Origin of the sequence: Agromyces sp. G08B096 (assembly GCF_040267705.1) — a bacterium.
Lineage (GTDB): Bacteria > Actinomycetota > Actinomycetes > Actinomycetales > Microbacteriaceae > Agromyces.
This window is the reverse complement of record NZ_CP158374.1, coordinates 2,096,641-2,109,015: the sequence shown is the minus strand read 5'-3', so window position 1 is coordinate 2,109,015 and position 12,375 is coordinate 2,096,641. Positions and strand designations below refer to the sequence as shown.

The 12,375-nt window shown below is 71.4% G+C and carries 10 protein-coding genes; 7 read left to right on the top strand and 3 right to left on the bottom strand.

What is annotated here, in order from left to right; translation table 11 throughout:
• The first annotated feature begins 66 nt into the window (after positions 1-66).
• The 7 genes from ABIQ69_RS10185 to ABIQ69_RS10155 all read left to right on the top strand — a co-directional run bounded on the left by ABIQ69_RS10185 (position 67) and on the right by ABIQ69_RS10155 (position 7,400).
• On the top strand, positions 67-876 hold the full coding sequence (locus ABIQ69_RS10185) for a thymidylate synthase (protein ID WP_350347006.1): 810 nt from the start codon (positions 67-69) through the stop codon (positions 874-876).
• Positions 873-1,406 (top strand): dihydrofolate reductase, encoded by a 534-nt coding sequence (locus ABIQ69_RS10180; RefSeq protein ID WP_350347005.1) that lies wholly within the window; start codon positions 873-875, stop codon positions 1,404-1,406. Before ABIQ69_RS10185 ends, ABIQ69_RS10180 begins: the two co-directional genes overlap by 4 nt.
• Before the next feature lie 55 nt (positions 1,407-1,461).
• Positions 1,462-2,436 (top strand): 4-hydroxy-tetrahydrodipicolinate synthase, encoded by a 975-nt coding sequence (gene dapA / locus ABIQ69_RS10175; RefSeq protein WP_350347004.1) that lies wholly within the window; start codon positions 1,462-1,464, stop codon positions 2,434-2,436.
• A 79-nt stretch (positions 2,437-2,515) separates the two neighbouring features.
• A complete protein-coding gene (locus ABIQ69_RS10170) occupies positions 2,516-4,192 on the top strand; it encodes a ribonuclease J (protein ID WP_350347003.1) in 1,677 nt (558 codons plus the stop codon).
• Positions 4,193-4,333: 141 nt separating this feature from the next.
• Complete coding sequence (locus ABIQ69_RS10165) at positions 4,334-5,401, top strand: hypothetical protein (protein WP_350347002.1); 1,068 nt, start codon at positions 4,334-4,336, stop codon at positions 5,399-5,401.
• The gene (locus tag ABIQ69_RS10160; RefSeq protein WP_350347001.1) at positions 5,398-6,162 is read left to right on the top strand and encodes an ABC transporter ATP-binding protein; all 765 of its coding nucleotides are present in this window, start codon (positions 5,398-5,400) and stop codon (positions 6,160-6,162) included. The genes ABIQ69_RS10165 and ABIQ69_RS10160 overlap by 4 nt, the downstream gene beginning before the upstream one ends.
• A complete protein-coding gene (locus ABIQ69_RS10155; RefSeq protein ID WP_350347000.1) occupies positions 6,159-7,400 on the top strand; it encodes an ABC transporter permease in 1,242 nt (413 codons plus the stop codon). Before ABIQ69_RS10160 ends, ABIQ69_RS10155 begins: the two co-directional genes overlap by 4 nt.
• 63 nt (positions 7,401-7,463) lie before the next feature.
• Here ABIQ69_RS10155 and ABIQ69_RS10150 read toward each other — a convergent pair whose 3' ends face one another.
• The 3 genes from ABIQ69_RS10150 to ABIQ69_RS10140 form a co-directional block, all read right to left on the bottom strand.
• Positions 7,464-10,541 carry a glycoside hydrolase family 38 C-terminal domain-containing protein gene (locus ABIQ69_RS10150; protein WP_350346999.1) on the bottom strand — a complete coding sequence of 1,026 codons (3,078 nt, stop codon included), beginning with the start codon at positions 10,539-10,541 and terminating at the stop codon, positions 7,464-7,466.
• A gap of 112 nt (positions 10,542-10,653) precedes the next feature.
• The gene (locus tag ABIQ69_RS10145; RefSeq protein ID WP_350346998.1) at positions 10,654-11,490 is read right to left on the bottom strand and encodes a carbohydrate ABC transporter permease; all 837 of its coding nucleotides are present in this window, start codon (positions 11,488-11,490) and stop codon (positions 10,654-10,656) included.
• Positions 11,490-12,344, bottom strand: a complete 855-nt coding sequence (locus ABIQ69_RS10140; RefSeq protein WP_350350004.1) for a sugar ABC transporter permease — start codon at positions 12,342-12,344, stop codon at positions 11,490-11,492. The genes ABIQ69_RS10145 and ABIQ69_RS10140 overlap by 1 nt, the downstream gene beginning before the upstream one ends.
• Between the last annotated feature and the right edge of the window lie 31 nt (positions 12,345-12,375).

The following is a 12,375-nucleotide window of genomic DNA, read 5'->3' as shown; positions in this document are numbered from 1 at the left end:
CGTATGACGCGGGGTGACGGGGTGCGGCGTCGGCGTGTCGTCGGCGGCCGCGGCTACCATCGAACCGTGAGCCAGGCGATCGCGACCCCGTACGAAGACCTCCTGCGCGACACCCTCGCGCACGGCACGCACAAGTCCGACCGCACGGGTACGGGCACGACGAGCGTGTTCGGGCGCCAGATCAGGTTCGACCTGTCGCAGGGGTTCCCGCTCATCACGACGAAGCGCGTCCACTTCAAGTCGATCGCCTACGAGCTGCTGTGGTTCCTGCAGGGCTCCTCGAACGTCGGCTGGCTGCAGGAGCACGGCGTGACCATCTGGGACGAGTGGGCCGACGCCCAGGGCGAGCTCGGCCCCGTCTACGGCGTGCAGTGGCGCTCGTGGCCGACGCCCGGCGGCGAGACCATCGATCAGATCGCGCAGGTGGTCGAGCAGATCCGGGTGAACCCCGACTCGCGCCGCCTCATCGTCTCGGCGTGGAACCCTGCCGACATCCCCGACATGGCGCTCGCACCCTGCCACGCGCTCTTCCAGTTCTACGTCGCCGACGGCCGGCTGTCCTGCCAGCTGTACCAGCGCAGTGCCGACCTGTTCCTCGGGGTCCCGTTCAACATCGCGTCGTACGCGCTGCTCACGATGATGGTCGCCCAGCAGACCGGCCTCGAGCCGGGCGACTTCGTCTGGACGGGCGGCGACTGCCATATCTACGACAACCACCGCGAGCAGGTCGCCGAGCAGCTCACCCGCGAGCCGTACCCGTTCCCGACGCTGGAGTTCCGCCGCCGGCCGCCCAGCATCTTCGACTACGAGTACGACGACTTCGAGGTGCGCGACTACCGGCACCACCCCGCGATCCGCGCGGCCGTCGCCGTATGAGCCGGCCCCGCGTCGGGCTCGTCTGGGCCGAGGCCGAAGGGGGAGTGATCGGCCGCGCCGGCGGCATGCCGTGGCACGTGCCCGAGGATCTCGCGCACTTCAAGGCCGTCACGCACGGCGCGCCGGTGATCATGGGCCGCTCGACCTGGGACTCGCTGCCACCGCGATTCACGCCGCTGCCCGGTCGGGCGAACATCGTCGTGACCCGTCAGCACGACTGGCAGGCCGCCGGCGCGGAGCGGGCCGGCTCCGTCGATGAGGCGCTGGAGCTCGCCGGCGCGTCCGCACCCGACTGGATCTGGGTCATCGGCGGCGCGCAGATCTTCGCAGAGGTCCTCGGCCGCGCCGACCGCCTCGAGATCACGGAGCTCAGGCACGACGAGGGCGCGTTCGCGCCCGCGCCGGGCGACGTGCTCGCCCCGCTCGTCGACGCGACGCACTTCGCCCTCGTGGCCGCGGACCCGTCCGACGGCGCGCACACCTCGGCGAGCGGCATCCGCTACCGCTTCCTCCGATACGACCGCGTGTGACGCATGCGCCGCGCACGGCACCTGACGGCCGCGGCGACCCGATAGCCTGGAGGGCGTGACTTCAGACAACCCATTCGGACAGGTGCTCGTCGCGCTCGTCACGCCGATGACGGCGGACGGCGAGGTCGATTGGCCCGGGGTCGAGAAGCACATCGACGACGTGATCGCGGCGGGCGCCGACGGCATCGTCGTCACGGGCACCACCGGGGAGACCTCGACGCTCACCGACCCGGAGAAGATCCGCCTCGTCGAGGTCGGCAAAGACGTCGCGGCCGGCCGCGCGAAGATCATCACGGGCGGCGGCTCCAACGAGACCGCCCACGCGATCGAGCTCTACAAGCACAGCGAGCAGGCGGGCGCCGACGGCATCATGATCGTCACGCCGTACTACAACAAGCCGACGCAGGCGGGCATCCTCACGCACTTCCGCCTGGTGGCCGACGCCACCGACCTGCCCGTCATCCTCTACGACATCCCCGGCCGCACCGGCGTGCCCATCCGGTACGAGACGATCCTGCGCCTCGCGAAGCACCCGAACATCCTCGCGATCAAGGACGCCAAGGGCGACTTCTCCGAGGTCAGCCGCGTGCTGAACCAGACCGACCTCATGTACTTCTCCGGCGACGACGCGAACGTGCTGCCGCACCTCTCGATCGGCGCGACCGGGCTCATCGGCGTCACCGCGAACATCGCTCCAGCGCCGTACCGCACCATCGTCGACGCCGTGAACCGCGGCGACCTCGCGGCGGCGACCGAGGCGCACCGCCAGCTCGAACCGCTCGTGCGCGCCGTCATGACCCACGTGCCCGGCACCGTCGCGGCCAAGTACATCCTGCACGGGCTCGGCCGCATCGGCAGCCCGCGCGTGCGGCTGCCGCTCGTCGGTCCCGAGGAGTGGGAGGCCGCCCTCATCGAGGACGAGATCGACCACGTCCGCGGCATCCCGGGCGTCGACTTCCACAACTTCCGTCCCGACCGCAACGCCGCCGCAGGCGGCGCCCTGCCCAAGGTGGCCGGAACCACCCGCTGACCGGGCCAGAAGCATCCGCGGCCGCCTGCCCGCGCACCCAGCAGGCGCATCAACTGCACACCGAACGCAAGGAGGGCCCATGCCCGACGTCGTCATCGATCCCGCCCCGCTCGAAGCGGGCACACTCCGCATCATCCCCATCGGCGGCCTGGGGGAGGTCGGCCGCAACATGACGAGCTACGAGCTCGACGGCAAGATCCTCATCGTCGACTGCGGCGTCCTCTTCCCCGAAGAGCACCAGCCGGGGGTCGACCTGATCCTGCCCGACTTCGGCTTCCTCAAGGACCGCCTCGACGACATCGTCGGCGTGGTGCTGACCCACGGCCACGAAGACCACATCGGCGCCGTTCCGTACCTGCTGAAGCTGCGGGCCGACATCCCCCTCATCGGGTCGACGCTGACGCTCGCGCTCGTGGAGGCGAAGCTCAAGGAGCACCGCATCCAGCCGTACAGCCTCACCGTGGCCGAGGGCCAGCGCGAGAAGCTCGGCCCGTTCGACCTCGAGTTCATCGCGGTGAACCACTCCATCCCCGACGCGCTCGCGGTCGCGATCAAGACCCGCGCCGGCACCGTGCTCGGCACCGGCGACTTCAAGATGGACCAGCTCCCGCTCGACGACCGGCTCACCGACCTGCGCGAGTTCGCGCGGCTCGGCGAGGAGGGCGTCGACCTGTTCATGGTCGACTCCACGAACGCGGATGTCCCGGGCTTCACGCCGCTCGAACGCGAGATCGGGCCCGTCCTCGACCAAGTCATCTCCCGGGCGACGAAGAAGGTCGTCGTCGCGAGCTTCTCCAGTCACGTCCACCGCGTGCAGCAGGTGCTCGACGCGGCGCACGCGAACGGCCGGCGCGTAGCCCTGCTCGGCCGCAGCATGGTGCGCAACATGACGATCGCGGAGGACCTCGGCTACCTGCGGGTGCCCGAGGGCGTGCTCATCGACTACAAGAAGGCCGGCGACCTCCCCGACGACCGCATCGTCTTCATGTCGACGGGCTCGCAGGGCGAGCCGATGGCCGTGCTCAGCCGCATGGCCAACCGCGACCACCAGGTCGAGATCGGCGAGGGAGACACCGTCATCCTCGCCTCGAGCCTCATCCCGGGCAACGAGAACGCGGTGTACCGCGTCATCGACGGGCTCACCAAGCTCGGCGCGAACGTCGTGCACAAGGGCAACGCGAAGGTGCACGTGTCGGGCCACGCGGCGGCGGGCGAGCTGCTCTACTGCTACAACATCCTGAAGCCCCGCAATGTGCTGCCCATCCACGGCGAGTACCGCCACCTCGTCGCCAACGCGAAACTCGCCCGCGACACCGGCATCCCCGAGGAGCGCACGTTCATCGGCGAGAACGGCACCGTCTTCGACCTGCGCGACGGCGACGTGCGCGTCGCCGGTCAGCTCGACCTCGGGTTCGTGTACGTCGACGGGTCGACGGTCGGCGAGATCACCGACGCCGACCTGAAGGACCGCCGGATCCTCGCCGAGGAGGGGTTCATCTCGGTCATCGTCGTCGTCGACGCCACGACCGGCCGGGTCATCAGCGGGCCCGAGATCCACGCTCGCGGCTTCGCCGAGGACACGGCGGTGTTCGAGGACGTCAAGCCGAAGATCGTCGCGGCGCTCGCCGAAGCGGCCCGCGACGGCGTGCGCGATCAGCACGCGCTGTCGCAGCTCGTGCGGCGCACGCTCGGCACCTGGGTCAACCGGCGCCTGCGCCGCCGGCCCATGCTCGTGCCGCTCGTCATCGAGGCCTGAGCCCGGCCCGGGGATCGCCCGGATTCATCCCCGAGACGGATTCCGTCGGCCGCTCCCACTCCATAGGGTGGGAGCGGCCCGGCATCCCTGCACGCCCGGGCAACCCGTTCGCCCGCGCGGCGACCCGAACCGAGGAGTGCCGTGGGCGTCTGGCGCAAGTGGATCTTCCCGAGTATTCGCATCGTCCTGGTGGCTGTGATCGCCGTGGCGCTCGCGAAGCTCGCCTTCTTCCCCGATCGCGCGGAGGCCGAATCCGACGCGCTGGTGCCGACGGGCACGGTGACCGAGCCCGAGGTGGCGGTGACGCGCGGCACCATCGCGAACGACGTGCTGCTGACCGGCACCGTGAACGCGGATGCCCCCATCCCGGTGAAGGCCGTCGCGACGGGCACCGTCGACGAGGTCTTCGTCGCCGTGGGGGCGCAGGTCGCCGCCGGCCAGGTGCTGTTCGACATCAAGGTGCCGAACGAGGCGGAGCCGGTCGAGCAGACCGGTCCCGACGGGCAGCCCGTCGTATCGGTGCCGAAGACCACGTACCGATTCGAGCGCGTGCTCGCGCCGGCGGCCGGCACGCTCTCCGCACTCGACGTGATCGCCGGGCAGCCCGTCGCCACGGGCGACGTCTCGGGGCAGGTGGCGCCGCCGAGCTTCAACGTCACGGCGTCGCTCAGTCCTGCTCAGCAGTACCGTCTGACGGCCGCGCCGTCGGAGGCGCTCGTGACCATCGCCGGTGGTCCCGCGCCGTTCACGTGCGGCGGCCTCACGATCACGACACCGCTCGCGGGCGCCGGGGCCGGCGGCGGAGCCGGAACGACGGGGGCCGGCCTCGGCGCGTCCGCCGGGGATGCGACCGGCGCATCCGGCACCACGGTCCGATGCGCGGTCCCAGGTGACGTGCGCGTGTTCCCCGGGCTGTCGGCGCAGGTGAAGATCTCGGCGGGCAGTGCCGCCGACGTCCTCGTGGTGCCGATCACCGCGGTCGAGGGCGGGGCTGAGAGCGGCCTCGTCTGGCTCGTCGAGGGCGGTGAGCGGGTCGAGCAGCCCGTGAAGCTCGGGCTCTCCGACGGCACCAACGTCGAGGTCGTCGAGGGGCTCGCAGAGGGCGATCAGGTGCTGCAGTTCGTGCCGGGGGCGGCAGGGGCGGTGGCCGAAGAAGGCTGCGTCGCCATGGGCGACGGGTCGATGGCCTGCGGAACGCTCAGCCGATGACGCTCATCGACGCGCGCGGCGTCGGCCGCACGGTGACGCTGCCCGACGGCAGCCCGCTGACGATCCTCTCCGGCGTCGACCTGACCGTCGAGGAGGGGGACCGCGTCTCCATCGTGGGGCGCTCGGGGTCCGGCAAGTCGACGTTGCTGAACCTGCTCGGTCTGCTCGACGTGCCGACCGAGGGGGAGCTCGCCTGTCTCGGGCACGACGTGCGCCGTATCGGGAGCGCCGGTCGCGACCGGCTGCGGGGCCGGGAGATCGGGTTCGTCTTCCAGCAGTTCAACCTGCTTCCCGGCCGGACCGCGCTCGAGAACGTGCAGACCCCGCTGCTGTACTCGGGCGGACGCGAGTTCTGGCGCCGCGAGCGCATCGCGACGGACATGCTCGAACGGGTCGGGCTCGGCGAGCGGCTCACGACCAAGCCCGAACGGCTCTCGGGCGGCGAGCAGCAGCGCGTCGCCATCGCGCGTGCGCTGGTGCGGCGCCCCCGGCTCATCCTGGCGGACGAGCCGACCGGGGCGCTCGATCTCGAGACCGGCGCCGAGGTCATGGCCCTGATCGAGTCCGTCGCCGCCGAGACGGGTGCCGCGCTCGTCACCATCACCCACGACCCGGCCATCGCGGCACGCGCGACACGGCACTTCCGGCTGGTCGGCGGCCGGCTGCACGAGGCGGATGCCTCGCCGGTCGCGCCGCCGGCCGTCGCCGCGGCTGCGGGAGACGCGGCCGCGCCGAACCTCGGCGAGGAGGCCGTCGCATGATCGGCGGGCTCGCCCGCGTCGGCACCTCGCTCGTGTCCACCGTGGTCGAGGCGCTCGAGGAGCTCCGCATCCACCGCGGCCGGGTGCTGCTCTCGCTCATCGGAGTCGCGCTGGCGGTCTGCGCCCTCGCGACCGTCGTCGCGGCGGGCGCGATCGCCGAACAGGCTGGCCGTGAGATGCAGGAGCGATACGGCGGGCGTCCGGCGACGGTGCAGTTCAACCTCGCCTCCACGGAGGGACCGGTCGATCCGGCGACGGCACAAGATGCCTGGGAGCGCGCGATCGACCGCCACGGTGTCGACTTCCAGACCCGCTCCGGCTGGGGCACGCTGACCGTGCAGTTCGCCGACGGCGCCGTTCCGGTCTCGACACAGGTCGTCGACCCCGACTACGGGCTCATGCACCGGGTGCAGCTCGAGACCGGCGCCTGGTTCAGCGAGCGCGACGTGCAGCGACTCGCGCCCGCCCTCATCGTGAACGAGGCGTTCTGGACGAGGCTCGGCCGGCCGAACCTCGCCACGCATCCGACGGTGCAGGTCATCGGCGCCGACCCCGTCACCGGCGTGATCACCGGGGTGACGCCCAGCCAGGGGGAGTGGGACACGCAGCCCACCGCGTTCATGCTCGCCGACGCGTACCTGCCGCTGCAGCCCGAGACGCCCGACCCCGTGATGGGCGCGTTCGCGCCGACGTACGAGGCCTGGCTCCCGCCCGAGGGGGCGGACGAGCTCACCGAGTCGCTGCGGCAGGCGCTCATCGGCGAACTGGGAGAGGGCGCCCAGGCCGACGGCTGGCGGACCGACTACGCGGCCATGGACGGCGACCCATACCTCGCGATCAAGCTCGTCATCGCCGGGGTCGCCGTCGTGATCCTCCTCCTCGGCGCGCTCGGCCTGCTGACGATCTCGCTCGTCACGGTCCGCGGCCGGATCCGCGAGATCGGCATCCGGCGCTCGTTCGGCGCCTCGGCAGGACGCATCTTCTTCTCGGTGCTGATGGAGACGGTCGTCGGCACGTTCGTCGCCGGGGTCGTGGGCGTCGGCCTCTCGATCGCGCTCGTCCGCAGTCCGCTCATGGGGATGGTCATGGGCGGCGTGCAGGTGCAGGACCTGCCGGGGTTCCCGCTCGAGGCCGCGGCGATCGGCATCGCCTCGGCCGTCGCCGTCGGCGCGCTCGCGGGTCTCCTTCCCGCGCTCGCCGCCGTGCGCGTGCGGGTGATCGACGCGATCCGGTTCTAGGCGAGCTACGCGGTCCAACGGGCCCGCCTCGGAAAGAGGCGGGCCCGGTGGAGCATTGGCGGCTCAGCGCCGGCGGACCCGGAGCGTCACGAGCTCGAAGGGCCGCAGTTCGAGCTCGGCGCGCGCGTCTGCCGTGCCGCGCACGGCGGTCGGCGTCATCGGGCGCTCCAGCAGATCGGTCTGCTCGATGGCCGCGACCGGGAAATCGAACACGACGGTGCCACGCGCCCGGCCGCCGTGCGCCTCGTACAGCCGGACGACGACGTCCCCGCTGCGATCCTCGGCGAGTTTCACCGCCTCCACCACGATCGCGGGGTGGTCGACCACCAGGATCGGTGCGATGTTCATGCCCGGGGCGGCGGATTCGAGCGTCGCGGCGGACTCGCCACGCGCGGCACCGGCCGATGCCCCCGCCGGCCGCAGCGGCAGGTTGAGGCGGTAGCCCTCGCGCACCGCATCGGGGATGCCGGCACCCACCGTGATCGCCGAGCGCAGCACGTGCACGCCCTGGTCGGCCTCGGGGTCCGGGAACACCGGGGCGCGCAGCAGCGACTGGCGCACGAGGGTCATCGAGCCACCGCCCGCGCGCGGATGCCGCGTGATGTCGTGCCCGTACGTCGAGTCGTTCGCGACGGCGACGCCCGCGCCCGGCTCGCCCACGTGCACCCACCGGTGCGCGCTCGTCTCGAACCGTGCGGCATCCCACGACGTGTTCTCGTGCGTCGGCCGGTGCACGTGCCCGAACTGGATCTCCGACGTCGCCCGGTCGCTGCGCACGTCGATCGGGTACGCGAGCTTCAGCAGCTTCTGCCGTTCGTGCCAATCGACGGCGACGACGAGGTCGACCGTCGGCGACCCGCCGCCGCGCAGCGAGAACTCCTGCCGCACGCCCGAGGCGCCGAAGCGGCGCTCCACGACGAGGCGCGCGCTCCCGTGCTCGACGCGGAGGTCCACCGACTGCACGTCGTCGATCACGCTGCCGTGCCGGCGGTAATGGACGTCGACGTCCCAGGCATCCCACTGGTTCGGAGTGTCGCGGAAGAGCTGCAACTCGGCGGCGGCCCCGCCCGGCGCGACATACTCGCGGCCGTCGGCCAGGTCGATGAAGGAGACGATCCTCGCGGCCCGGTCGAAGCGGACGACGACCCGGTCGTTCCGCAGGACGAACCCGTCGTCCTCGCGCTCCGCGACGGCGTCGGCGAGCGACCCCGGCACCCCGATGCCGAGTGGAGGAACCCCGTCGATCTCGTACGGCGAGGCGTTCGCCGCGAGCTGGGCCGAGTCGTCCGGCGACACCGGGACGACCGCGGTGAGCGACGCGCCGATGAGCTGCACGAGCTCGGCGGCGAGCTCGGCGTACTCCGCCTCCGCCTGCTGGTGCACCCACGCGATCGAGGAGCCCGGCAGGATGTCGTGGAACTGCTTCAGCAGCACGCTCTGCCAGATGCGGTCCAGCTCGTCGTACGGGTACGCCGCCCCCGCACGGACGGCCGCCGTGGTCGCCCACAGCTCGGCCTCGCGGAGCAGGTGCTCGCTGCGCCGATTGCCGCGCTTCGTGCGCGCCTGACTCGTGTACGTGCCGCGGTGGAACTCGAGGTACAGCTCGCCCGCCCACACCGGGGGAGCGGGGTACTCCTCGCGGGCGGCCTCGAAGAAGGCCCGCGGCGACTCGACCCGCACGACCGGCGACCCCTCGAGGTCGGCCGCCCGTTCGGCCGCGGCGAGCATCTCCCGGGTCGGCCCGCCCCCGCCGTCGCCGTACCCGAACGGAACGAGCGAGGAGTTCGCGGCGCCCTTCTCGGCGTACTGCCGCTCGGCGCGGGCGAGCTCGGCAGGGGAGAGGTCGGAGTTGTAGGTGTCGACCGGCGGGAAGTGCGTGAAGATCCGCGTGCCGTCGATGCCCTCCCACTCGAAGGTGTGGTGGGGCATGACGTTCGTCTCGTTCCACGACAGCTTCTGCGTGAGGAAGTGGTCGGCGCCCGCCGCCCGTGCGATCTGCGGCATCGCCGCCGAGTACCCGAACGAGTCCGGCAGCCACACCTCGGTCGGCTCGACGCCGAACTCCCGGAGGAAGAACCCCTTGCCCGCGACGAACTGGCGGGCGAGCGCCTCGCCGCCCGGCAGGTTCGTGTCCGACTCGACCCACATGCCGCCGACCGGCACGAACCGGCCTTCGCGGACCCGTTCGGCGATCCGCTCGAACAGGGCCGGGTAGAACTCCTTCATCCAGGCGTACTGCTGGGCCGACGAGCACGCGAACACGAAATCCGGATGCTCCTCCATGAGCTGCAGCACGTTCGAGAACGTGCGGGCGCACTTGCGGACCGTCTCCCGAGTCGGCCACAGCCACGCGGAGTCGATGTGGGCGTGACCGACGGCCGACACGCGGTGCGCGCTCGCCGCGGCCGGGCGGGCCAGCACCTCGGCGAGCTCCGCGCGGCCGGCGGCGGCGGTGCCCGCCACGTCGTCGGGGTCCATCCGGTCCACCGCTCGTTCGAGGGCTCGGAGGATCTCCGCCGATCGGGGCGTCTGGGGCGGCAGGGTGCCGTACAGGCCGAGCAGGGTCCAGACGTCTCGGTCGAGCTCCCACACCTCGCGGTCGAGGAGGGCGACGTCGATGGCGCGGAGCGTGTAGATCGGGTGGGTGCCCGCGGTGGCGCGGTCGCCGTACGGTGAGGCCTTCCAGTCCCACGTCGATCCGATGTCGGGGTTCGAGGCGGCCTCGACGTACAGGTCGATCTCGTCTCCGGCGACCGGCAGCCAGTCGTTGTACGGCTCGATCGCCTTGACGATGGTTCCGTCGGCGTCGCGGACGAGGGCCTCGGCCTGGAACCCCGACTGCCCCGACGTGAAGCCGAGGTCGACGAGCACCTCGACCCGCGTGCCCGGCCGGTCGCGCCACTCCGGCGGAACGGTGCCCCGCACGCGGAACCACGTCGTGCCCCACGGCTTGCCCCACGGGCGGCCGACGGCGAACGGCGTGTACTCGGCGGCGACGGCCGTCTCGAACGGCACGGGTTCGTCCGGCACCTCCCACGCGCTGAGCTCGAGCGGCCGGCGATCGGGGTGGATCGCCGGCGCGATGCGCTCGCGCACGAAGCGCGTGATGCGCATGAGGACGAGGGATGAGTTGTCGTGCACTGGGACTCCTGTCGAGCGGTCGAGCGGGGTGCGGATTCCGGGCGATGACGACCGGCGCCGGGAAGCGGAGGCGGGCGGGGACGGGCGGGGGGTGAGGGGACGGGCGGCGGCGTCACCCCTTCACGGCGCCGGCGAGCGACGAGCCGCCGCCGAGCACGCGCGAGACGAAGACGTAGAGCGCCAGCACCGGCACGGAGTACACCAGCGAGAACGCGGCGAGCTGTCCGTAGGCCACCGAGCCGTACTGCCCGAAGAAGGCGAAGATGCTGACGGCCGCCGGCTGCTTGTCGGGGCTCAGCAGCAGGATGAAGGGGACGAAGAAGTTCCCCCACGCCTGGATGAACACGAAGATGAACACCACGGCGATGCCCGGGCGCATCAGCGGGACGACCACCCGCGTGAGGGTGGCCATCATCGAGGCGCCGTCGGTCCAGGCGGCCTCCTCGAGCGAGATCGGCACGGAGTCCATGAAGTTCTTCATCATCCAGATCGCCATCGGCAGGCTGGTCGCGGCGAGGAACAGGATCGTTCCGCCGGTCGAGTCGATGAGGTTCAACGACACGAACAGGCTGTAGACGGGCACCATCATCGCGGTGATCGGCAGGCACGTGCCGAAGAGCACCCCGTAGAGGAACGGCTTGTTGATGCGCATCCGGTAGCGGGACAGCGGGTAGGCGGCGAGCACGGCGGCCACGACCGTCACGATCGCGCACCCGGCGGAGAGCAGGAAGCTGTTCCACAGGGGCACGAAGGCCAGCTCGGAGGTCAGCACCTGGGCGAAGTTGTCGAGCGAGACCGCCTCCGGCGCCTTGATCGACAGCGTCGCGGTCGGGTCGAGCGAGGCGAGCACGAGCCAGAGCAGGGGCAGCGCGAAGCTGACGCCCACGAGCACGAGCACGCCCGACGAGACGAGGCGGAGGCCGCGTCCGCTCGGCGCGGAGAGCTTCATCAGTCCACCTCCGGCTTGAGCGCCCGGATGTACACGATCGAGAACAGCGCGCCGACCACGAGGAGGATCGTCGCGATCGCCGTGCCGAAGCCGAGCTGCGAGAACTTGAACGCCTCCTGGTAGGCGAGGATCGGCAGGGTCGAGCTGTCGGTGCCCGGCCCGCCGCCCGTCATCACGAAGATGAGCGTGAACACCGACAGGGTCTGCAGCGTGGTCAGCATCAGATTGGTGCTGATGCTGCGCCGGATCATCGGGATGGTGATGAACCGGAGCCGCTTCCAGCCGCCCGCGCCGTCGATCTCGGCGGACTCGCGCACCTCGTCGGGCACGTCGTCGAGCGCCGCCGAATAGACGAGCATCGAGAACGCGGTGCCCCGCCAGACGTTGGCGAGGATGACGGCGACCATCGGCAGGCTGTAGAGCCAGTTCGGGCCCGTGATCCCGAGTCCGGCGAGCAGCGCGTTCAGGGTGCCGTCGACGTGGAAGAAGGCGTACGAGGCGAAGGCGGCGACGATCTCGGGCAGCACCCAGGCGGTGACGACGAGCGTGCCGACGATCGCCGTGACGACCCGGTGGCCGTTCCGCATCAGGATCGCGAGTCCTAGCCCGATGACGTTCTGCCCGATGATCGCGGACGCGACGAGGAACACGATGGTGAGCAGGACCGACTTCGGGAAGTCGGGGTCGGCGAACAGCTCGAGGTAGTTGTCGAAGCCGACGAAGGTCGCCCCGCGTGCGGCGCTGCCCGTCAGGGAGGCATCCGTGAAGGAGCCGTAGAAGGAGGAGACCACCGGGCCGAGCAGGAAGACGGCCAGGAGGATGATCGCCGGGACGAGCGGCAGCGAGCGGAGCAGCGGGTGGCCGGTGCGCCGGGATCGGGGCCGG